The sequence below is a fragment of the Streptomyces sp. WMMB 714 genome (assembly GCF_900090125.1).
In the GTDB taxonomy this organism is placed as follows: domain Bacteria; phylum Actinomycetota; class Actinomycetes; order Streptomycetales; family Streptomycetaceae; genus Streptomyces; species Streptomyces daqingensis.
On record NZ_FMHJ01000019.1, the window covers coordinates 58,246 to 79,760 of the forward strand.

General features: G+C 72.3%; 22 protein-coding genes. 15 read left to right on the top strand and 7 right to left on the bottom strand.

The features are described 5' to 3' along the window. Positions 1–32: 32 nt before the first annotated feature. Positions 33–521 (bottom strand): GNAT family N-acetyltransferase, encoded by a 489-nt coding sequence (locus H181DRAFT_RS26990; RefSeq protein ID WP_175439835.1) that lies wholly within the window; start codon positions 519–521, stop codon positions 33–35. 206 nt (positions 522–727) lie between these two features. On the opposite strand from H181DRAFT_RS26990, the gene alr reads away from it, so the two are divergent. The 4 genes from alr (at position 728) to H181DRAFT_RS27010 (ending at position 4,445) form a co-directional block, all read left to right on the top strand. Next, positions 728–1,852 (top strand): alanine racemase, encoded by a 1,125-nt coding sequence (gene alr, locus H181DRAFT_RS26995; protein WP_045867086.1) that lies wholly within the window; start codon positions 728–730, stop codon positions 1,850–1,852. A 5-nt stretch (positions 1,853–1,857) separates the two neighbouring features. Continuing rightward, positions 1,858–3,318: an alpha/beta fold hydrolase gene (locus H181DRAFT_RS27000; protein WP_078896008.1), complete on the top strand. Its 1,461-nt coding sequence runs from the start codon at positions 1,858–1,860 to the stop codon at positions 3,316–3,318. A gap of 190 nt (positions 3,319–3,508) precedes the next feature. Further along, positions 3,509–4,015 carry a tRNA (adenosine(37)-N6)-threonylcarbamoyltransferase complex ATPase subunit type 1 TsaE gene (tsaE, locus tag H181DRAFT_RS27005; RefSeq protein ID WP_254666985.1) on the top strand — a complete coding sequence of 169 codons (507 nt, stop codon included), beginning with the start codon at positions 3,509–3,511 and terminating at the stop codon, positions 4,013–4,015. A 241-nt stretch (positions 4,016–4,256) separates the two neighbouring features. After that, positions 4,257–4,445, top strand: coding sequence for a hypothetical protein (locus H181DRAFT_RS27010; protein WP_045867065.1), 189 nt, complete (start codon positions 4,257–4,259; stop codon positions 4,443–4,445). Between the two features lie 73 nt (positions 4,446–4,518). Here H181DRAFT_RS27010 and H181DRAFT_RS27015 read toward each other — a convergent pair whose 3' ends face one another. After that, positions 4,519–5,088: a hypothetical protein gene (locus H181DRAFT_RS27015; RefSeq protein WP_045867066.1), complete on the bottom strand. Its 570-nt coding sequence runs from the start codon at positions 5,086–5,088 to the stop codon at positions 4,519–4,521. Positions 5,089–5,393: 305 nt separating this feature from the next. On the opposite strand from H181DRAFT_RS27015, the gene tsaB reads away from it, so the two are divergent. The 4 genes from tsaB to H181DRAFT_RS27035 are packed head-to-tail and all read left to right on the top strand — an operon-like array spanning position 5,394 to position 8,011. Next, complete coding sequence (gene tsaB / locus H181DRAFT_RS27020; protein WP_045867067.1) at positions 5,394–6,059, top strand: tRNA (adenosine(37)-N6)-threonylcarbamoyltransferase complex dimerization subunit type 1 TsaB; 666 nt, start codon at positions 5,394–5,396, stop codon at positions 6,057–6,059. Between the two features lie 44 nt (positions 6,060–6,103). After that, complete coding sequence (gene rimI / locus H181DRAFT_RS27025; protein WP_045867088.1) at positions 6,104–6,598, top strand: ribosomal protein S18-alanine N-acetyltransferase; 495 nt, start codon at positions 6,104–6,106, stop codon at positions 6,596–6,598. After that, entirely contained in the window at positions 6,591–7,766 is a 1,176-nt protein-coding gene (tsaD, locus tag H181DRAFT_RS27030; RefSeq protein WP_045867068.1) for a tRNA (adenosine(37)-N6)-threonylcarbamoyltransferase complex transferase subunit TsaD, read from the top strand. Before rimI ends, tsaD begins: the two co-directional genes overlap by 8 nt. Beyond that, positions 7,763–8,011, top strand: a complete 249-nt coding sequence (locus H181DRAFT_RS27035) for a hypothetical protein (RefSeq protein ID WP_045867069.1) — start codon at positions 7,763–7,765, stop codon at positions 8,009–8,011. Before tsaD ends, H181DRAFT_RS27035 begins: the two co-directional genes overlap by 4 nt. 34 nt (positions 8,012–8,045) lie before the next feature. Here the strand turns inward: H181DRAFT_RS27035 and H181DRAFT_RS27040 are convergent, their stop codons facing one another. Then, the gene (locus H181DRAFT_RS27040) at positions 8,046–9,272 is read right to left on the bottom strand and encodes a class I SAM-dependent methyltransferase (RefSeq protein WP_045867070.1); all 1,227 of its coding nucleotides are present in this window, start codon (positions 9,270–9,272) and stop codon (positions 8,046–8,048) included. Positions 9,273–9,522: 250 nt separating this feature from the next. Between H181DRAFT_RS27040 and groES the strand changes: the two genes are divergently transcribed. Both groES and groL read left to right on the top strand, forming a co-directional pair. Next, positions 9,523–9,831, top strand: coding sequence for a co-chaperone GroES (groES, locus tag H181DRAFT_RS27045; protein WP_028431119.1), 309 nt, complete (start codon positions 9,523–9,525; stop codon positions 9,829–9,831). 108 nt (positions 9,832–9,939) lie between these two features. Next, the gene (groL, locus tag H181DRAFT_RS27050; protein ID WP_045867071.1) at positions 9,940–11,571 is read left to right on the top strand and encodes a chaperonin GroEL; all 1,632 of its coding nucleotides are present in this window, start codon (positions 9,940–9,942) and stop codon (positions 11,569–11,571) included. A gap of 123 nt (positions 11,572–11,694) precedes the next feature. Here groL and H181DRAFT_RS27055 read toward each other — a convergent pair whose 3' ends face one another. The 3 genes from H181DRAFT_RS27055 to H181DRAFT_RS27065 all read right to left on the bottom strand — a co-directional run bounded on the left by H181DRAFT_RS27055 (position 11,695) and on the right by H181DRAFT_RS27065 (position 13,719). Then, positions 11,695–12,468, bottom strand: a complete 774-nt coding sequence (locus H181DRAFT_RS27055; protein ID WP_045867072.1) for an SDR family NAD(P)-dependent oxidoreductase — start codon at positions 12,466–12,468, stop codon at positions 11,695–11,697. A 20-nt stretch (positions 12,469–12,488) separates the two neighbouring features. Continuing rightward, a complete protein-coding gene (locus H181DRAFT_RS27060) occupies positions 12,489–13,148 on the bottom strand; it encodes an MOSC domain-containing protein (protein WP_045867073.1) in 660 nt (219 codons plus the stop codon). A gap of 262 nt (positions 13,149–13,410) precedes the next feature. Beyond that, complete coding sequence (locus tag H181DRAFT_RS27065; protein WP_045867074.1) at positions 13,411–13,719, bottom strand: WhiB family transcriptional regulator; 309 nt, start codon at positions 13,717–13,719, stop codon at positions 13,411–13,413. Positions 13,720–14,095: 376 nt separating this feature from the next. Between H181DRAFT_RS27065 and H181DRAFT_RS27070 the strand changes: the two genes are divergently transcribed. The 4 genes from H181DRAFT_RS27070 (at position 14,096) to H181DRAFT_RS27085 (ending at position 18,343) form a co-directional block, all read left to right on the top strand. Next, positions 14,096–14,707 (top strand): response regulator transcription factor, encoded by a 612-nt coding sequence (locus H181DRAFT_RS27070; RefSeq protein WP_003948568.1) that lies wholly within the window; start codon positions 14,096–14,098, stop codon positions 14,705–14,707. Positions 14,708–14,980: 273 nt separating this feature from the next. Then, complete coding sequence (locus tag H181DRAFT_RS27075; RefSeq protein ID WP_045867075.1) at positions 14,981–15,565, top strand: sigma-70 family RNA polymerase sigma factor; 585 nt, start codon at positions 14,981–14,983, stop codon at positions 15,563–15,565. Positions 15,566–15,618: 53 nt separating this feature from the next. After that, positions 15,619–17,136 carry an IMP dehydrogenase gene (gene guaB, locus H181DRAFT_RS27080; RefSeq protein ID WP_045867076.1) on the top strand — a complete coding sequence of 506 codons (1,518 nt, stop codon included), beginning with the start codon at positions 15,619–15,621 and terminating at the stop codon, positions 17,134–17,136. A gap of 97 nt (positions 17,137–17,233) precedes the next feature. Further along, on the top strand, positions 17,234–18,343 hold the full coding sequence (locus tag H181DRAFT_RS27085; RefSeq protein WP_045867077.1) for a GuaB3 family IMP dehydrogenase-related protein: 1,110 nt from the start codon (positions 17,234–17,236) through the stop codon (positions 18,341–18,343). 21 nt (positions 18,344–18,364) lie between these two features. Here the strand turns inward: H181DRAFT_RS27085 and H181DRAFT_RS27090 are convergent, their stop codons facing one another. Beyond that, positions 18,365–19,639, bottom strand: coding sequence for a nucleotide sugar dehydrogenase (locus H181DRAFT_RS27090; RefSeq protein WP_045867078.1), 1,275 nt, complete (start codon positions 19,637–19,639; stop codon positions 18,365–18,367). 270 nt (positions 19,640–19,909) lie between these two features. Between H181DRAFT_RS27090 and H181DRAFT_RS27095 the strand changes: the two genes are divergently transcribed. Continuing rightward, the coding region (locus H181DRAFT_RS27095) for a glycerol-3-phosphate dehydrogenase/oxidase (RefSeq protein WP_045867079.1) at positions 19,910–21,515 on the top strand (1,606 nt) is incomplete at its 3' end.

A 21,515-nucleotide genomic window follows, 5' to 3' on the forward strand; every position in this document is an offset into this window, starting at 1 on the left:
GCCGCTGTTCCCCGGCGGCACTTCCCCGCGGCTCAGACGCCGTCCAGGCGCTTCTCGAAGAAGCGGTCCGCGTACGGCCCGTCGTGGTAGGGCGCGATCTCCGCGTATCCGCAGCGGGCGTACAGCCGCCGCGCCTCCGTCAGGTCGTCCCGGGTGTCCAGCCGTACGGCGGATGCGCCCAGTCCGGCGGCCGCACGCTCGGCCTCGGCCACGAGAGCGTTCCCCAGCCCCCGCCCCCGGGCGCCGGGAGCCGTCCAGACGCGTGTCAGCTCCGCGGTCTCGACGTCGAGCATCCGTACGCCCGCGCAGCCGACGACGCGCCCCTCGCTGTCCCGGGCGAGCAGGAAGACGCCGTGCGGGGGCGCCAGGGTGTCCCCGGGGGCTTCCGCGGCGGCCTCGTCCACCTCGTCGTCCGTGGCGGGGCGGCCGTGGTACCGGGACACGATGTCCGAGAGGTACGCGCGGAAGACGGCGACGGCGTCTCGGCCGCCGACGGGTGCGGGGACGATCGTCCAGGTCATGGCTGTCATTCTCCGCACACCGGCAAGCGGTTTCCGGCGAGCGGTTTTCGGCGATGTACGGGGGAATGCCCCTCCGGCCCGCCTGAGACACTGGCAGCGTGAACGATCAGTTTCAGCCCCTTTCCACCCCGGTTCCCTCCCCGGGCTCCGCACCGGCCTCCGCCCCCGAGCCGCCCGGTTCGGCCGCCTGCCGGGCCCGAGCAGAGATCGACCTGGACGCCGTCCGCGCCAACGTCCGCACGCTCCGCGCCTGTGCGCCGCGCGCGGAGCTGATGGCCGTGGTGAAGGCGGACGGGTACGGGCACGGGGCTGTGCCGTGCGCCCGCGCGGCGCGCGAGGCGGGCGCCACCTGGCTGGGAACCGCCACGCCCCAGGAGGCCCTCGCCCTGCGGGCGGCGGGGGACCGCGGGCGTCTGCTGAGCTGGCTCTGGACGCCGGGCGGGCCGTGGCGGAAGGCGATCGAAGCCGACATCGACGTCTCGGCGAGCGGGCTGTGGGCGCTGGAGGAGATCGTCGCCGCGGCCCGGCAGGCCGGCCGCACGGCGCGAGTCCACCTCAAGGCCGACACGGGCCTGGGGCGGAGCGGCAGCCAGCCGGCGGACTGGCCGGGGCTGGTCGCCGCGGCACGCGCCGCCGAGGCCGAGGGCGCGGTCGACGTGACGGGCGTGTGGTCGCACTTCGCCTGCGCGGACGAACCGGGGCACCCCGCCAACGCCGCGCAGCTCGAAGCGTTCCGCGAGGCGCTCGCCGTGGCCGAACGCGCCGGCCTCGACCCAGAGGTGCGGCACCACGCCAACTCCCCGGCGACGCTCACGCTCCCCGAGTCGCACTTCGACCTCGTACGCCCGGGCGTCTCCCTCTACGGCCTCTCCCCGTCCCCGGAGGTGGGCGTCGCCGCCGAGCTGGGGCTGCGCCCCGCGATGACGCTCAAAGCCGCGCTCGCGCTGGTGAAGGACGTACCGGCCGGGCACGGCGTCAGCTACGGGTTCACCTACCGCACGCCAGGGCCGACGACCCTCGGTCTCGTCCCGCTCGGGTACGCGGACGGCGTTCCCCGGCACGCCTCCAACACGGCTCCCGTCCTGGCCGCGGGCAAGTGGCGCACGGTCGCGGGGCGCGTCGCCATGGACCAGTTCGTCGTGGATCTCGGCGGCGACGCGGCGTCTGCCGGCGACGAGGTGGTGCTCTTCGGGCCGGGCGACGGGGGCGAGCCCACCGCCGAGGACTGGGCCCGCGCGGCGGGCACCATCTCGTACGAGATCGTTACGCGCATCAGCACCCGGGTATCCCGGACGTATGCGAACGTACGCGCTAGTACGGGGGGTCTGTAGAGCACATGGGCGGGGAGACGGAGACGGAAGAGATCGCGGACGCCGCGGCCAGAGCCGTCGCGGCGATCAGCGCCGCGGGTGACGTCGGGCCGTCCGCCGCCGCGAACGCCGTCGAGGTCGTGTCGGGCGGCAGTGCGCCGGGCTGGGGGCGCCGGGCGGGGCTCGCGGGCGCGACCGTGGGGCTCGTCGCCGCGGGTGTCGCCTTCGAGAGGCTGACCGTCAACCGGGCCGTGCGGCGCAAGGCACGGCTGGCGCTGGACGCCGCGGGCCCGTACGGCTCGCTGCGGGGTGCGGCGGGCACGGCGTACGCGGAGGACGGCACCGAGCTGTACTTCGAGACCGACGACGTCGCCGAGTACGAGGACGCCGCCGACCGCACCACGGCCTCCGCGGGCGACGGCGCCGGCGGCCCGACGGTGGACCGCGTGCGCATCGAGGCCGGGGACGCCGCCGTGGACCAGGACGCCCCGCAGCGCAACCGGCTCCTGCGGCTGCTGGGACGGCGCCTCGGGGCCCGGCAGGCCCCCGGCGCGGAGCACCCGCGGGGCGGCGCCCGGGCCGGTTCCGGCGTACGGAAGGCCGGCGGCCCCCGGTCCGCCGGGCAACCGCCCACGGTGGTCTTCACTCATGGCTACTGCCTGAACCAGGACGTCTGGCACTTCCAGCGGGCCGCTCTGCGCGGAGCCGTCCGAGCCGTCTACTGGGACCAGCGCAGCCACGGCCGCTCCGGCCGCGCCCCGGTCGGCCGGGAGGTCACGATCGACGAACTCGGCCGGGACCTCAGAGCGGTCCTCGACGAGGCGGCGCCGGAGGGGCCCCTCGTGCTCGTGGGCCACTCCATGGGCGGCATGACGGTGATGGCGCTCGCCGACCAGTACCCGGAGTTCGTCGCCGAGCGGGTGGCCGGTGTCGCGTTCATCGGCACCAGCGCGGGCGGCCTCGGCGACGTCTCGTACGGGCTGCCCCTTCCGTCGGTGGGGGTGAAGGCCGTCCGGCGCGCGGTGCCCGGCGTGCTCAAAGCCCTGGTCTCGCAGACAGCGCTGGTCGAACGTGGCCGGAGGGCCGTCGCCGACCTGTTCGCGGGACTGGTCAAGCGCTACTCCTTCGGCAGCGGGCACGAGGTGGACCCCGGAGTGGCGCGCTTCGCGGAGCGCCTGATCGAGTCCGTACCGATCGACGTCGTCGCGGAGTTCTACCCGGCTTTCGAGGCGCACGAGAAGACGGAGGCGCTCGCGGCCTTCGACGGGCGCCCCGCGCTCGTACTGGCGGGCGAGGCGGATCTGCTCACCCCCAGCGGGCACAGCGAGGCCATCGCCCGCGCACTCCCCTCCGCCCGGCTGCGCGTCCTCGACGACACGGGGCACCTGTCGATGCTGGAGCGCCCGCACGTGGTCAACGAGGCGCTCGCGCAGCTGATCGCACGAGCGGTGGCGTACGGGCGGCGGCAGGAGCGCGGGGAGCGCTGAGCGCGCCGGTGGGCAGGGCGCGCGGGGGCGGCGTGCGGGCGGGCCCCGTGCGGGTACGGGCGGCGCGGCCGCCGCACCGCCGCGCGTACCATCCGGACGCATGGAAGCAGCACACTCCCCTTCCGGGGTACGGCCGCAGGCCGGAGCACTCGCCGTACAGCAGACGACCGACGTCCCGACCCCCGAGCGCATGCGCGAGCTGGGTCTGCGCCTCGCCGCGCTGCTGCGCCCCGGTGACCTCGTCCTGCTGACGGGAGAGCTGGGCGCGGGCAAGACCACGCTCGCCCGCGGACTGGGCGAAGGGCTCGGCGTGCGGGGTTCCGTCACCTCTCCGACGTTCGTCATCGCGCGCGTCCACCCCTCGCTGGGAGACGGCCCGCCGCTGGTGCACGTCGACGCCTACCGGCTGGGCGGCAGCGGGCTGGAGGGGATGGACGACCTGGACCTGGACGTCTCGCTTCCCGAGTCGGTCGTGGTCGTCGAGTGGGGTGAGGGCCGGGTCGAGGAGCTCGCGGAGGACCGGCTGCACGTCGTCATCGAGCGGACGGCTGGAGGCGACGCCCCGGAGGGCGTGACCGGCGCGGACGGGGAAGCGGCGGAGGACGTGGCGGCCGTCGCGGAGGACGACGTGCGGACGGTCACGGTGACGGGGATCGGCGACCGCTGGGCGGGGGCGGACCTGGCCGTCCTGGGGTGACCGGCCGCGAGACGCCGCCTGGGTGGCGCCCCGACGGCTCGCCCCACCGCGCCCTCAGGGCGGGCGCGTCCGTGGGAGAGGTTCCGCGGCGGCCTCGCGCGAGCGTTCGCCGCGGTGTCCCGACATCGTGTCGGCAAGATGTTGCGTGCGCGAAGGCAGGCGTGGTCAGATGGGGTGAGCAGTGAGGTTAGGTCTGCCTCACCAGCCTCCAACACCCGCCCCCCAGCCTTCGGGAGGGACCATGTCGGCCGAAGAGCGAGAGCAGGAGCGCGGCGGGCTGCCGGTTCCGCCGGAGTCCGGGGTGTCGATGCGTACGCTGCTGGCCTCCCGCGCCGCCGCCGACGCGGTGTCCACGCCGCCGGCCGGCGGGGACGACTGGGAGGGTCCGTCCGGCGCTTCGGACGGGCAGGGGGAGCGCGACGCGGCCTGAGCGCCGGCGTCCGCGTCGAACCGACGGGAGCCTTCAGCACCCCGAACCGACCCCTCAGCACCTCGACGGGGCCTCAGCGGACGACGACGACCTTCGTGCCGATGGTGGCGAAGAGCCACATGGCCTCGCCGTCCTTCTTGCGCTCGCGGATGCCGCCGGTCGTCTTCCCCGGCTCCGGGTCGGGCAGCGAACCGTCGAGCGCCGCGCTGAACCCTATGGTCGTGCCCTGGCTCGTCGCGAAGCGCACCACGTTCTCGACGGGCACGCCGTCGGAGCCGGTCACGTGCGAGGCGCGGGACTCGACCTTGTACGCGCCGGGGTCGGGGTCGACCGAACTGGGCCGGACCTCGAAGGTGCGCTTCACCTTCTCGTTCGCGCCGACGAGCCAGACACGGTCCTTGCCGAGGGAGTAGACGACGCGCTCGCCCGTGCCGGACGACGCGGGGGGCCCGCTCGGCTTCCGCCCCTCGTCCTTCTCGCCCTTGGAGGGCTTGCGGGAGGAGGAGTCGCCGGACGACTCCGCCGAACCGGCCTTCATGCGGTCGTGCGCGGCGTCCGCCTGGTAGGCGAAGAACCCGATGACCGCGAAGGCCGCCGCCGTCAGACCGGCCACGACCGCTCCCGCGCTGCTGCCCCGTGCCACTGTGTGCGCCGCCTCTCCGATGTCCGCCTCCGCCGCGGGGCCTGCCGGCGACCCGCCTGCGAGCGCCCCCGCCGCGCTGGGGACGACCGTAGCAGTCGGCGCCGGGAGCCCGCGCCGAGCGCCCGGCCGCCCTCAGGGCACGGAGCCCCGGCTTCCGGCGCGCGGCCGGACGGTGCCGTATCCGGCCGGCGCACCGCCCGGTAACGCCTGGTGAGCCGCGCTGCCCCGGCCCGCCGAGTCACCCGAAAGCGTCGCGTAGGGGACCCCGGGTCAAGCCGCCCGCAATCCGCCGTAGGCTGGCTTCCGTGCTGCTGCTCGCTCTCGACACCGCCACGCCCGCCGTCACCGTCGCGCTGTACGACACGGACGGGGACCGCGTGCTCGCCGCCGCGGACCAGATCGACGCCCGCCGCCACGGCGAGCTGCTGCTCCCCACCGTCGACCGCGTGCTGCGGGACGCGGGGCGCACGCTGCACGACGTGGGCCGCATCGTCGCCGGTGTCGGCCCCGGCCCGTACACGGGTCTGCGCGTCGGCCTCGCGACGGCGGAGGCGTTCGGTGCGGCCCTGAGCATTCCTGTCCTGGGACTGTGCACGCTCGACGGCATCGCCTACGCCTCCGGCCTCGACGTCCCCTTCGTCGTCGCGACGGACGCCCGGCGCAAGGAGGTCTACTGGGCGCGGTACGCGGACTGCCGCACGCGGACGGACGGCCCCGCCGTCGACCGCCCCGCCGAGCTGCCCGACGACGTGGCGCAAGCGCCGGCCGTCGGTGCGGGCGCGCGGCTGTACGAGGAGACGTTCAAGGGCCTGCGCACGGATCTGCCGCTCGACCAGTCGGCCGCGGCGCTCGCGTGCCTCGCCGGCGAGAAGCTGGCGAAGGGCGAGGAGTTCCTCCCTCCGCGGCCGCTCTACCTGCGCCGCCCCGACGCCCGCGTCCCCGCCAACTACAAGGTGGTCACGCCGAGGTGACCGGAGCGGGTGCCGGCGCGGACGCGGGCGTCGAACTCCGCGAGATGCGCTGGTGGGACATCGAAGGCGTCCTCGAGCTCGAAAGGGCCCTCTTCCCGGAGGACGCCTGGTCGGCCGCTCTGTTCTGGTCCGAACTGGCCCACGCGCGCGGCCCGGACGCCACTCGCCGCTATCTCGTGGCCGAGGCGCCCACCGGGCGGGGCCCCGTCCTCGTCGGGTACGGCGGACTGGCGGCGGTCGGCGGCACCGGCGACATCCAGACGATCGGGGTGCTGCCCTCCCACCGCGGAACGGGCCTCGGCGCCCGCCTGCTGCGCGCCCTGCTCGACGCCGCCGTCGACCGCGCCTGCCACGAAGTGCTGCTGGAGGTCCGCGTGGACAACGCCCCGGCCCAGCGCCTGTACGAACGCTTCGGATTCACCGCCGTCGGGGTACGCCGCGGCTACTACCAGCCCGGCGGCGTCGACGCCCTGGTGATGCGTCTGGAGCTCTCCGACACCACCCCGTCCCTCTCCGAAGGAACCAGGAGCCATGGCTGACGAACCACTCGTCCTCGGAATCGAGACCTCGTGCGACGAGACCGGCGTCGGCATCGTCCGCGGCCACACGCTGCTCGCCGACGCCGTCGCATCGAGCGTGGACGAGCACGCGCGCTTCGGCGGCGTGGTGCCCGAGGTGGCCAGCCGGGCGCACCTGGAGGCCATGGTCCCCACCATCGAGCGCGCCCTGCGCGAGGCCCGCGTCTCCGCGTCCGACCTGGACGGGATCGCCGTGACGGCCGGACCCGGGCTGGCGGGCGCCCTGCTCGTGGGCGTCAGCGCAGCGAAGGCGTACGCGTACGCCCTCGGCAAGCCTCTCTACGGCGTGAACCATCTGGCCTCGCACATCTGCGTCGACCAGCTCGAACACGGAGCGCTGCCCGAACCGACCATGGCGCTGCTCGTCTCCGGCGGGCACTCGTCGCTGCTGCTCGCGCCCGACATCACCGCTGACGTGCGCCCCCTCGGCTCCACGATCGACGACGCGGCGGGCGAGGCCTTCGACAAGGTCGCCCGCGTGCTCGACCTCGGCTTCCCCGGCGGCCCCGTCATCGACAGGTACGCCCGCGAAGGCGACCCGGAGGCCATCGCCTTCCCGCGCGGCCTGACCGGCCCCCGCGACGCTCCGTACGACTTCTCGTTCTCCGGCCTGAAGACGGCCGTCGCACGGTGGATCGAGGCCAAGCGCAACGCGGGGGAGGAGGTGCCCGTCCGGGACGTGAGCGCCTCCTTCCAGGAAGCGGTCACCGACGTGCTCACGCGCAAGGCCGTCCGCGCGTGCAAGGACGAAGGCGTCGACAACCTGATGATCGGCGGCGGTGTCGCCGCCAACTCCCGGCTGCGCTCCATGGCCGAGGAGCGCTGCGCCGCGGCCGGCATCACGCTGCGGGTGCCGCGTCCCAAGTTGTGCACCGACAACGGTGCGATGGTCGCGGCTCTGGGCGCGGAGATGGTCGCCCGCCGCCGGGCCCCCTCCGACTGGGACCTGCCCGCCGACTCCTCGCTGCCCGTCACGGAGCCGCACCTGCCGGGCAGCGGCACGCCCGGAGGGAACGCGCCCTCGCACGGCGGCTCCCGGGGCGGCACGGGCAGCCACGAGCACGGCAGCACACACGACCACGACCACGACCACGTGCACGAGCTCAGCCGGAAGAACCTCTACTCATGACGGTCGCGCTGATGTGGGAGGCGAAGGCCGCGGAGGGCCGCGGCGGCGACCTCCTGGAGTGGGCGCGGGCAAGCGCGCTCGAACGGCGACCGGCTCGCCGTGAGCACTACACGGCGCCCGGCGGACGCGTGCTCGTCATCACCTGGTGGCCGACCGGACTCTCCGCCGAGCTGCCCGAACTCCCGGACCCGCCGGCGGAGTTGACGGCCCGTCCCGTTCACCGCTGGCGCTTCGAGCAGGTCTGACCCGTCAGGAGGGCACGTCGACGCGGAAGCGTGTTCAGGCAGCCGGCCCGGACCGCAGCGGATGCCCCAGCAGCATCGTGGGCGCCCCCGCGACGCGCGTCAGGAAGACGGTGCACGAGCCCGGCCCCTCCAGCCGGAGCTTCTTGCGCAGTTCGGCAGGGTCGACGGCGGAGCCGCGCTTCTTGATGGTGGCCGTCCCGACGCCCCGGTCGCGCAGCACGGCTCGGAGCCGCTTCAGGTTGAACGGCAGGACGTCGGTGATCTCGTACCCGGTCGCGTACGGCGAGACGTGTGCTTCGTCGCCGGTCACGTAGGCGATCGTCGGATCGATGAGGTGGCCCCCGAGCTGTTCGGCGGCCTCGGCCACGAGGTGGGCGCGGACGACCGCGCCGTCGGGCTCGTAGAGGTACCGGCCCATCGGCCCCGCGGGCGGATCCGGCAGCCCGCGCGAGGAGAGGGTGTGCGGGCCGGGCAGCAGCGTCGCCCGTACGGGTGGTGTCTCCGTCGCGCTGCCGGTGCCGGAATCGGGGATCTCCCCGAACCAGAGCACCGCCTCCTTCACCTCGCCCCCGACGGAGATCCACTCCGCCGACGCGTCGTGCGGGACCGCCTCGTGGGGGATGCCGGGCGCCACCTTCAGCGCTGCGCGCGAGACGCGCCCGGCCACCTCCACCGCCCACGACAGCGGAGGGGAGTATGCCTCGGGGTCGAAGATGCGGCCCCTCCCGCCCCGGCGGGCCGGATCGGCGAACACGGCGTCCATGCCCGAGATGTCGGCGTCCCCGACGTCCTGGCAGCGGACCTCTATACGGTCCGCCAGGCCCAGAGCGGCGGCGTTCGCCCGTGCCACGTCGCAGGTCAGCGGGTCGCGGTCCACGGCGAGCACCCGCACGCCGGCCCGCGCCAGTGCGATGGCGTCGCCACCGATCCCGCAGCACAGATCGGCCAGTTCGCGCACCCCCGGCTCCCCGTCGCCCCCGGCGAAACGCGCCGCCCTGTACTCGGCGACAGCGGCGCGCGTCGACTGTTCGAGACCGTCGGGAGTGAAGTACATCCGCGCCGCGTCCCGCGCGCCGAACTTCGCCACGGCCCGCTGCCGCAGCCGCGCCTGTGCGAGCGCGGCCGAGACGAGCTCCGGCGGGTGGCCGCGCCGCAGCCGGGTCGCGACGGCCAGTTCGTCCTCCGGCCGGTAGTCCTCCAACGACGCGAGCAGCGCCTGTCCTTCGTCGCCCTGCAGCGCGGCGAACGCCTCCCGATCCACGTGCTCATTCTCCCTCCCCGCCGCCCTTCCGCGGTCGGCGGGGAGGGCCTCGCCGCGCCACGCGGATCGCGGGCGCCTGGCACTCTGGTTGACGGAGTGCTAACCGCGGCATAATGTCGGCGCTGGCACTCTCCCTGGGTGAGTGCCAGCTATGAGCGACAGGAAGATCCGGCACCCGCGACGACGGATCGACCGACTCGCCACCCCAGACATAAGACCCCGTGATGAGATCTCCGAAGGGGGAGGTCGGATCGTGACGACCGCCAGCAAGGTTGCCATCAAGCCGCTTGAGGACCGCATTGTGGTCCAGCCGCTCGACGCTGAAGAGACCACGGCCTCGGGCCTGGTCATTCCGGACACCGCCAAGGAGAAGCCCCAGGAGGGCACGGTCCTGGCTGTCGGCCCGGGCCGCTTCGAGAATGGCGACCGCCTGCCGCTCGACGTGAACGTCGGCGACATCGTGCTCTACAGCAAGTACGGCGGCACTGAGGTGAAGTACAGCGGCGAGGAGTACCTCGTCCTCTCGGCTCGCGACGTTCTCGCGATCGTCGAGAAGTAAGTCACCGAAGCCGGAAGACACTTCTGATCCGCGCCCCGGTCCCTCCCGCATCACGAGATGTACCGGGGGTCCGGGGCGCGGTTCGTTCGAGAGGACTCAACAGCTCCCATGGCGAAGATTCTTAAGTTCGACGAGGACGCCCGCCGCGCCCTCGAGCGGGGCGTGAACGCACTCGCCGACACCGTCAAGGTCACCATCGGCCCCAAGGGCCGCAACGTCGTCATCGACAAGAAGTTCGGCGCCCCGACCATCACCAACGACGGCGTCACCATCGCCCGCGAGGTCGAGGTCGAGGACGGCTACGAGAACCTCGGCGCGCAGCTGGTGAAGGAGGTGGCGACCAAGACCAACGACATCGCGGGTGACGGCACCACCACCGCCACCGTGCTCGCCCAGGCACTGGTCCGCGAGGGCCTGCGCAACGTGGCCGCCGGCGCCTCCCCCGCCGCCCTGAAGAAGGGCATCGACGCCGCGGTCAAGGCCGTCTCCGACGACCTGGTCGCCAACGCCCGCCCGATCGACTCCAAGGAGGACATCGCCTCCGTCGCGGCCCTGTCCGCCCAGGACAAGCAGGTCGGCGAGCTGATCGCCGAGGCGATGGACAAGGTCGGCAAGGACGGCGTCATCACCGTCGAGGAGTCCCAGACCTTCGGCCTGGAGCTCGACTTCACCGAGGGCATGGCCTTCGACAAGGGCTACCTCTCGCCGTACATGGTGAGCGACCAGGAGCGTATGGAGGCCGTCCTCGACGACCCGTACATCCTGATCCACCAGGGCAAGATCAGCTCCATCCAGGACCTGCTGCCGCTGCTTGAGAAGATCATGCAGGCCGGCAGCTCGAAGCCGCTGTTGATCATCGCCGAGGACGTCGAGGGCGAGGCGCTCTCCACCCTCGTCGTGAACAAGATCCGCGGCACGTTCAACGCCGTCGCCGTCAAGGCGCCCGGCTTCGGCGACCGCCGCAAGGCGATGCTCGGCGACATGGCGACGCTCACCGGCGCCACCGTGATCGCCGAGGAGGTCGGCCTCAAGCTCGACCAGGCCGGTCTCGACGTGCTCGGCTCGGCCCGCCGCGTCACCGTCACCAAGGACGACACGACGATCGTCGACGGTGCCGGCAAGAGCGAGGACGTGCAGGGCCGCGTCGCTCAGATCAAGAGCGAGATCGAGGTCACGGACTCGGACTGGGACCGCGAGAAGCTGCAGGAGCGTCTGGCCAAGCTGGCCGGCGGCGTCTGCGTCATCCGTGTCGGTGCCGCCACCGAGGTTGAGCTCAAGGAGAAGAAGCACCGTCTGGAGGACGCCATCTCCGCGACCCGCGCCGCGGTCGAGGAGGGCATCGTCGCAGGTGGTGGCGCCAGCCTCGTGCACTCCGCCAAGGTGCTGGAGGGCTCGCTCGGCAAGGCTGACGACGAGGCCACCGGTGTCGCCGTCGTCCGCCGCGCCGTCGTCGAGCCGCTGCGCTGGATCGCGGAGAACGCGGGCCTCGAGGGCTACGTCATCACCTCGAAGGTCTCCGACCTCGACCGCAACCAGGGCTTCAACGCGGCGACCGGCGAGTACGGCGACCTGATCAAGGCCGGCGTCATCGACCCGGTCAAGGTCACCCGCTCCGCGCTGGAGAACGCCGCCTCGATCGCGTCGCTGCTGCTGACGACCGAGACGCTGGTCATCGAGAAGCCGGCCGACGAGGAGGAGTCCGCGGGCGGCCACGGCCACGGCCACGGTCACTCGCACTGACGTCCGTCCGTGCCCCGCTCCCTCCGGGAGCCGAGAGGCCCGGCACTCCGGGAAACCGGGGCGCCGGGCCTCTTCGCGTGCGCCCGGGGCGGCGCGGCCACCGCACGCCCCCGGGCGCTCTGTTCAGCGCGGTGCGTAGCGGCGGCCCGTGCTGGAGGACGCACGGGCGAGCACGCCGCGCGGCAACAGGTTGGCCGCCCCCATCAGCACCTTGTACCGGACGCCGGGGATGGAGAGGGTGCGGCCGCGGGCCAGGTCCCTGACCGCCGCGCCGGCCACCTTGTCGGCATCCAGCCACATCCATCCGGGGACGGCGCCGGCGTCCATGCCGGCCCGCTTGTGGAACTCCGTACGCACGAAGCCGGGGCACAGCGCCATCAGCCGCACGCCCGAACCGGCCAGGTCCTTCGCCACGCCCTGCGTGAACTGCACCACCCACGCCTTGCTCGCCCCGTACGTCCCGCGCGGTACGAAGGCCGCGAGCGAGGCGACGTTCACCACACCGCCCCGGCCCCTGGCACGCATGCTCCCGGCAGCCGCCGAGGTCAGCCGCAGCACGGCCTCGCAGTGCACCTTCAGCATCGTCAACTCGTCCTCGACGGAGACCTTCAGGAAGGTGTCCCTGTTGGCGAACCCCGCGTTGTTGACGAGGAGATCGACGGGCCGGTCCTGCTCGGTGAGCCGCTCCTCGACGGTGGAGATGCCCTCTTCCGTCGAGAGGTCGGCGACCGCCACCGACGCGTTCACGCCGTACCGGTCGTGCATCGCGGCGGCCTGTTCGCGCAGCCGTTCCTCGTCGCGCGCGACCAGCACAAGATCGTGGCCGTCGCGTGCGAGCCGACGGGCGAACGCGGCGCCGAGCCCGGCCGTCGCCCCAGTGATCAACGCAGTCGTCATGCGGGCACGGTAGCCCCCGCTCAGCGCGCCGTACGCCGCAGGGCCGTCTGCCGGGCCTCGGGGTGGAGCGCGTCGCCGGCCGCCAGCAGCCGCGGCAGCAGCTCCGGCTCCAGGGTGAGCGCGCGGAAGAGGAAGGCCACCGTCACCTCGTGGTCGGGGCGGTACTCGACGCGGATCTCGTCCCCCGCGCCGATCCGACCGGGTTCGATCACGCGCAGGTACGCCCCCGGCGCGGCCCTCTCCGTGAAGCGCTTCACCCAGCCGCGCTCGCCGAGCCAGCTCGCGAACGTACGGCACGGGATGCGCGCCGCGTTCGCCTCCACCACGACGTCGGGGCCGATGCGCCAGCGCTCGCCGATGAGGGCCCCGTTGACGTCGACGCCGCGTGTGGTGAGGTTCTCGCCGAAGAAGCCGTGGGTGAACTCGCGGCCCAGCTCGGCTCCCCACCCGTCGAGGTCCTCGCGTGCGAAGGCGTAGAGGGCCTGGTCGCTGCCGCCGTGGTGACGGGGGTCTCCGATGGTGTCGCCCGCGAGCGCGCTGCCTCCGACGCCCTTGGGCCCCGGTGCGCTGACATGCACCCGCCCGTCCACGGGACGTTTGTCGATCCCGGTGACGCCTTCGGGAGCATCGGTGTACGGGACCGGGTACGGCTTTGCGACGTTGACCGACAGAAGCTCCATGGAGCTCACGCTACGGGGCCGGCACACCGCACACGAGAGGACCCGGGCAAGGGCCCGGTCCGCATCGAGCACGGTCCTCTGCTGCATTCGGGGGATGGAGCGAGACGCCGGCCGGAACGGCGGAAGCGGCGGGCGGAGCAAGAGGCCGGCCGGGGGAGCGGAGTGTGCGGCGGGGGACGGCCTCGGAGCGTCAGCTGCGGCGGCGGCGGTGGCAGGCGAGCGGCCAGGTGCAAACGTTTCTTCTCGGGGCGGCCGCTGGGCGTCAGCTCCTGTCGGGCACGGCTACGAGCCGGCTGCGGGCCCGGCCCATCAGCTCCTCGCGCTCGTCCTCGGTCAGCCCGCCCCACACGCCGTACGGCTCGCGCACCGCCAGGGCGTGGGCGGCGCACTCCGAACGGACGGGGCACCGCATGCAGACCTCCTTCGCGGAAGCCTCACGCGCGCTGCGGGCTGCGCCCCGTTCTCCCTCCGGGTGGAAGAAGAGCGAACTGTCGACGCCGCGGCACGCGGCCAGGAGCTGCCAGTCCCACAGGTCGGCGTTGGGGCCGGGGAGGCGGGAGAAGTCTGCCATTGCGCTTCCTCTCGACGGCGTACTGAGGCTCGGCTCGCTCCATCCATTCATAGACAAATATGACTCATTGCGAACCTAGCCGAAAGAAAGCGAGAAGCAGATCTAAGTAGTGCTAAATAGGTCAAAAGGTAAAAGACGCCACTCGGGGAAACCCCTCAGCGCGATGCGGGTGAACTGTGTACGGCTGATCACGTAGAGTGCTGATGGCGGTGGCCGAAGCCCGTAACTCTTTCGGGTGACCGTCGTTGAGTGTGCGGAGAGGCGGTTGGCGAAGCCGGACTCAGGTACTGACGTCCGTGGAGCGCCGACCGCACAGGTGACGATTCGTAACAGCCTGGAGGCTCAAGGTGACGCGCATCAGCTGCGGAGGGCGTTCATGACATCCGTCCTCGTCTGTGACGATTCCCCGCTTGCCCGGGAGGCGCTCCGCCGCGCGGTCGCGACCGTGCCCGGTGTCGAGCGCGTGACGACGGCGGCCAACGGCGAGGAAGTCCTCCGCCGCTGGGGCGCCGACCGGTCCGACCTCATCCTCATGGACGTGCGCATGCCCGGCCTTGGCGGAGTCGAGACCGTCCGGCGGCTGCTGTCCGCCGACCCCGGTGCCCGCATCATCATGCTGACCGTGGCCGAGGACCTCGACGGGGTGGCCCTGGCGGTGGCGGCGGGCGCCCGCGGGTACCTGCACAAGGACGCATCGCGCGCCGAGTTGAGGGCCACGGTCACGCAGGCCCTGGCGGACCCGACCTGGCGCCTGGCGCCGCGGCGGCTGCGCTCGGCCGAGATGGGCGCCGCCCCGACGCTCACGGCGCGTGAGATCCAGGTGCTGGAAGGCATGAGCCACGGACGCTCCAACGCGGAGATCGGCCGTGAGCTGTTCCTCTCGGAGGACACCGTCAAGACGCACGCCCGCCGGCTCTTCAAGAAGCTCGGTGCCTCGGACCGCGCTCACGCGGTGGCCCTCGGGTTCCGCTGGGGACTCGTTCGATAACTCACGTTCGCCAACTGCCCGCCCGTCCCCGCCTGGGAGAACTCCGCGACACCCGAGTCATGGGCCGCCCTCAGGGGGAGGGCGGGGCGGCGTACGCGGTTCGGTAATCTCGCGAGTGCCGCATGCTTGGAGTATGGAGTTCCTCGGGACCGGCGGGTCAGGCGTGAGGGGAGGGCGCGGGAGATGAGGGCCACTGCCCCTGCTCATAACGCTTCGGTGCACAACTACGGACGCGGTACGACTGAATCCGTGGCGCCGGTGCACCATGGACCGATGCGCGACGACGGGCACGACGACACCGCAGTCGTGAGTGCACTCGTACGGCGTGCGGCCGAAGGCGACGAGCAGGCCACGCACGACCTCCTCGCCCGGGTGCATCCACTCGCCCTGCGGTACTGCCGGAGGCGGCTGACCAGGCTTCCGGGCGACGCTCGCCACTTCGTGGACGACCTCGCACAGGAGGTCTGCATCGCCGTGCTCTGCGCGCTGCCGCGCTACCGCGACACGGGCAAGCCCTTCGAGGCCTTCGTCGTCGCCATCGCCCAGCACAAGGTCGCCGACCTTCAGCGTGCGGCGATGCGCGGCCCGGGCAGCACGGCAGTGCCCTCGGACGAGATGCCGGAGCAGCCGGACGACTCACTGGGCCCCGAGGAGCGCGCCCTGCTGAGCAGCGACGCCGCCTGGGCCAAGAAGCTGCTCGCCAACCTGCCCCAGCACCAGCGCGAACTGGTACTGCTCCGGGTGGCCGTCGGCCTCACCGCGGAGGAGACCGGGGAGATGCTCGGGATGTCGCCGGGCGCCGTCCGCGTCGCGCAGCACAGGGCGCTGAGCAGGCTGAGGGCTCTGGCAGAGCAGTAGTCCCGGGCCGTTTAGCATGGACGTTCAGCCTGGGCAAGCATGGGAAAGGTGTCATGACAGCGAACGACGGAGTCGGAGCCGAGGCCGGAGTGCCTGCCAAATTCGCGATGCTCGGGCTGACCTACGACGACGTGCTGCTGCTGCCCGGCGAGTCCGACATGGCTCCCGGTGAGATCGACACCGCCTCGTACGTCTCGCGCAACGTCAAGGTGAACGTGCCGCTGCTCTCGGCGGCGATGGACAAGGTGACCGAGGCGCGGATGGCCATCGCCATGGCCCGGCAGGGCGGCGTCGGCGTTCTCCACCGCAACCTCTCCGTGGAGGACCAGGCCGCGCAGGTGGACCGGGTCAAGCGCTCCGAGTCCGGCATGGTCACCGACCCGATCACGATCCGTCCGGACGCGACGCTGGGCGACGCGGACGTGCTGTGCGGCCGCTTCCGCATCAGCGGCGTGCCGGTGACGGACGCGGCGGGGAAGCTGCTCGGCATCGTCACCAACCGCGACATGGCCTTCGAGGCCGACCGCGAGCGTCAGGTGCGCGAGGTCATGACGCCCATGCCGCTGGTCACGGGCAAGGTCGGCATCTCCCGCAACGAGGCGATGGAGCTGCTGCGCCGGCACAAGATCGAGAAGCTCCCGCTCGTCGACGACGCGGGCGTCATCAAGGGCCTCATCACCGTCAAGGACTTCGTGAAGGCCGAGCAGTATCCGCAGGCGGCCAAGGACGGTGAGGGCAGGCTCGTCGTCGGTGCGGCGGTGGGCGTGGCCGGCGACGCGTACGAGCGGGCGCAGGCGCTCATCGAGGCGGGCGTGGACTTCGTCGTCGTCGACACGGCTCACGGTCACTCGAGGCTCGTCGGCGACATGGTCGCCAAGATCAAGTCGAACTCGTCGGTCGACGTCGTCGGCGGCAACGTCGCCACCCGTGAAGGCGCGCGGACGCTCATCGACGCGGGGGTCGACGGGATCAAGGTCGGTGTCGGGCCCGGTTCGATCTGTACGACGCGCGTCGTGGCCGGTATCGGCGTTCCGCAGGTCACGGCGATCTACGAGGCGTCGCTCGCGGCGAAGGAGGCCGGCGTCCCCGTCATCGGCGACGGCGGCCTGCAGTACAGCGGCGACATCGCCAAGGCCCTGGTGGCCGGCGCCGACACCGTGATGCTCGGTTCCCTGCTGGCGGGCTGCGAGGAGTCCCCGGGCGAGCTGCTGTTCATCAACGGCAAGCAGTTCAAGTCCTACCGGGGCATGGGGTCGCTGGGCGCCATGCAGTCGCGGGGCGAGACCAAGTCGTACTCCAAGGACCGCTACTTCCAGGAAGAGGTCAGCGGGGACGACAAGCTCATCCCCGAAGGCGTCGAGGGGCAGGTTCCCTACCGGGGCCCGCTGGGAGCGGTCGTGCACCAACTGGTCGGCGGGCTCAAGCAGTCGATGTTCTACGTGGGCGGACGCAGCGTCCCGGAACTCAAGGCGCGCGGGCAGTTCGTACGCATCACCTCGGCGGGCCTGAAGGAGAGCCACCCGCACGACGTGCAGATGACGACCGAGGCGCCGAACTACTCACGGCGCTGAGCCCCGCCCCTCCCGGCCGGTGCCGCGCGCCGGTCGGTGATACTGGGACGGCAGACCGGAGCGCAAACCGGAGCGCAGGGCGAGAAGGGCTTCACAGGTGACTGAGATCGAGATCGGGCGCGGCAAGCGCGGACGGCGGGCGTACGCCTTCGACGACATCGCCGTGGTGCCGAGCCGCCGCACGCGCGACCCGAAGGAGGTCTCGATCGCCTGGCAGATCGATGCCTACCGCTTCGAACTGCCTTTCCTGGCAGCTCCGATGGACTCGGTCGTCTCACCCGCCACCGCGATCCGCATCGGCGAACTCGGCGGCCTCGGTGTCCTCAACCTCGAAGGCCTGTGGACCCGTTACGAGGACCCGGAGCCGATGCTCGCGGAGATCGCGGAGCTGGACGAGCGCACGGCGAACCGCAGGATGCAGGAGATCTACGCGGAGCCGGTCAAGGAAGAGCTGATCGGCGAGCGGATCAGGGAGGTGCGTGCGGCGGGTGTGGTGACGGCCGCGGCGCTCTCCCCGCAGCGAACCGCCCAGTTCTCGAAGGCCGTTGTCGACGCCGGCGTCGACATCTTCGTCATCCGCGGCACGACGGTCTCCGCGGAGCACGTCTCCTCCGCGGCGGAGCCCCTCAACCTCAAGCAGTTCATCTACGAGCTCGACGTGCCCGTCATCGTCGGCGGCTGCGCCACCTACACGGCGGCGCTGCACCTGATGCGCACGGGCGCCGCGGGCGTGCTCGTCGGCTTCGGCGGCGGTGCCGCGCACACCACGCGGAACGTGCTCGGCATCCAGGTGCCGATGGCGACCGCCGTGGCGGACGTCGCGGCCGCGCGCCGTGACTACCTGGACGAGTCGGGCGGCCGGTACGTCCACGTCATCGCGGACGGCGGCGTCGGCTGGTCCGGGGACCTGCCCAAGGCGGTGGCCTGCGGCTCGGACGCCGTGATGATCGGCTCGCCGCTGGCGCGGGCGACCGACGCCCCCGGGCACGGCCACCACTGGGGCATGGAGGCGGTGCACGAGGACGTGCCGCGGGGGAAGCGCATGAACCTCGGCGCGGTCGGCACGACGGAGGAGATCCTGCTCGGGCCGTCGCACACCCCGGACGGGTCGATGAACTTCTTCGGCGCGCTGCGGCGCGCGATGGCGACGACGGGCTACTCGGAGCTGAAGGAGTTCCAGCGCGTCGAGGTCACCGTCACGCGCTGACGGCCGCCTGCCGTCCGGCGTTCACAGCCGGTGCGCCGCGCCTGTGGGGCTCGCGCCCCGTGTGTCGAACAGCAGTTGGGCTTTCGAGGCCAGCCCCTGCAGGTCGTACGTGCTGTGGTGCTGGAGCAGGACCGTCAGATCGGCCTGCGCCGCTGTCTCGTACAGCGAGTCCGCGCGGGGCACCGGCTGGTCCGCGACCTGCCACTGCATGACGTACGGATCGTGGTAACTCACCTGTGCGCCGAGCTGCTTGAGCAGGAGAGCGACCTCCCGGGCGGGCGCGCCCTCCTGGTCGGGGAGGTCGGGCTTGTACGTGACGCCGAGCAGCAGTACGCGGGCGCCGCGCGCCGACTTGCCGTGCTCGTTGAGCAGTGCGGCGGCCCGCTGGCAGACGTAGCGCGGCATGCGGGCGTTGACCTCCTGCGCCAGTTCGACCATGCGCAGCGGATAGCCGAGCGAACGGCTGCGGTAGGCAAGGTAGTTGGGGTCGATCGAGACGCTGTGGCCGCCGACTCCCGGGCCGGGGCGGAACGCCTGGAAGCCGAACGGCTTCGTCTCCGCGCACCTGATGACGTCCCACAGGTCGACGCCGATGTCGTGGCAGAAGACCGCCATCTCGTTGACGAGGGCGATGTTGACCTGGCGGAAGTTCGTCTCCAGCAGCTGCGCCGCCTCTGCCTCGCGGGGTCCTCGGGCGCGTACGACCTTGTCGGCGAGGCGCCCGTAGAAGGCGGCTGCCGCTTCCGTGCAGGCCGGGGTCAGGCCGCCGATGACCTTCGGGGTGTTGGCGTACCCGTAGTGGCGGCTGCCCGGGTCGGTGCGGGAGGGGGAGTAGGCGAGATGGAAATCACGTCCCGCCTGCAGGCCCGAACCCTCTTCGAGCAGCGGGCGGAGGATTTCCTCCGTACTGCCCGGGTACACCGCCGACTCGAGTACCACCGTCGTGCGGCGACGCAACCGGGAGGCGAGCGTGTGAGCGGCAGTACGCACGGCCGTCAGATTCAGCGCGCGGTCGGGGCCCAGCGACGTGGGCACGCAGATCAGCGCGGTGCGGACGCGGCTGAGGACGGCGGGGTCGGTCGTGGCGCGGAAGCCGCGCGCGATCATGCGGCGCAGGTCGGCGGCGGTGAGGGTGCCGTCCGCGGGAGGACGGGCCGCGTTGAGGTCGGCGACCGTGCGCTCGTCCGGGTCGTAGCCGAGGGTGGCGACGCCTGCGGCGACGGCGGCCTGTGCCACGGGAAGACCCGAATGGCCCAGTCCGAGGACGGCGAGATCTGCGGGTTTCGCGGCAGACATCCTCTCCCTTGCTCCCCTCGCTCCATTGCTCCGGCCTCGTGGGCGGCCCTTCCGAGGAAGGCCCCGGAGATGGCTGTAGGCGGCGCCTGCGGGCACTGCGCGGCGCTATAGCAAGTTAATCGGCAATATGACGGATATCTGGGATTACCCGCTGAGGGATGCGGCGCGGCACCGCCGAAGTCATGGACTTGGAGGACCATCGACATGGGAACACTGCCTACGTTCTGACATCACCACGGACGGGCGACGCACGACCCACAGGAGGCAGCGGTGAGGACGGCGACACTGGGACCGGAACAGCGCGCGCAAGCGCTGGCACAGATGTCTGAACGCGAGCTGGACGTGCTCGTCATCGGGGGCGGGATCGTCGGGGCGGGCACGGCGCTGGACGCCGTCACACGTGGCCTGTCCACGGGGATCGTCGAGGCGAACGACTGGGCGTCCGGCACGTCCAGCCGCTCCAGCAAGCTGATCCACGGCGGTCTGCGCTACCTGGAGATGCTGGACTTCGCCCTCGTGCGCGAGGCGCTGAAGGAGCGCGGACTGCTGCTGCAGCGCATCGCACCGCATCTGGTGAAGCCCGTTCCGTTCCTCTACCCGCTGCAGCACAAGGGCTGGGAGCGCCTCTATGCCGGGGCGGGCGTCGCCATGTACGACGCGATGTCCGTCTCGTCGGGGCACGGGCGCGGGCTGCCCACGCACCGGCACCTCTCGCGCCGGCACGCGCTGCGGGTGGCGCCCGCGCTGCGCAAGGACGCGCTCGTGGGCGCCCTGCAGTACTACGACGCGCAGGTCGACGACGCGCGCTACGTCGCCACGGTCGTACGCACGGCCGCCGCGTACGGGGCGCACACCGCGAACCGCGCGAGGGTCGTCGGCTTCCTGCGCGAAGGCGAACGCGTCGTCGGCGCGCGGATCGAGGACCTGGAGCAGGGCGGCGAGTACGAGGTGCGGGCCCGTCAGATCGTCAACTCCACAGGCGTGTGGACAGACGACACACAGAGCCTGATCGCCGAGCGCGGCATGTTCCACGTGCGTGCGTCCAAGGGCATCCACCTCGTCGTACCGAAGGACCGCATCCACTCGCAGAGCGGGCTGATCCTGCGCACCGAGAAGAGCGTCCTCTTCGTCATCCCCTGGGGCCGGCACTGGATCATCGGCACCACCGACACCGGCTGGGACCTCGACAAACGGCACCCCGCGGCCTCCAGCGCCGACATCGACTACCTGCTCGACCACGTCAACTCGGTGCTGGCGGTGCCCCTCGGGCGCAACGACGTCGAGGGCGTGTACGCGGGGCTGCGTCCGCTCCTGGCCGGCGAGTCGGAGGCGACGAGCAAACTCTCGCGGGAGCACACCGTCGCCCACCCCGTGCCGGGCATGGTGGTCGTCGCGGGCGGCAAATACACGACGTACCGGGTCATGGCCAAGGACGCCGTGGACGAAGCCGTGCACGGGCTGGACCACCGGGTCGCGGACTGCGTGACCGAAGAGGTCCCGCTCGTCGGCGCGGAGGGCTACCACGCGCTCTGGAACGCGCGTGCACGCCTCGCCTCACGCACCGGGCTGCACGTGGCACGCGTCGAGCACCTTCTGAACCGCTACGGCGCGCTGACGGAGGAACTGTTCGCGCTCATCGCGGACGACCCCAAGCTGGGCGAGCCGCTGCCGTCTGCCGACGACTACCTCAAGGCGGAGATCGTCTACGCCTGCTCGCACGAGGGCGCACGGCACATCGACGACGTGCTGACCCGCCGCACCCGCATCTCCATCGAGACGTTCGACAGGGGGACGCGCAGCGCGCGCGAGTGCGCGGAGCTGATGGCGGGCGTCCTCGGCTGGGGTGCCGACCAGGTCGACCGCGAGGTGGAGTACT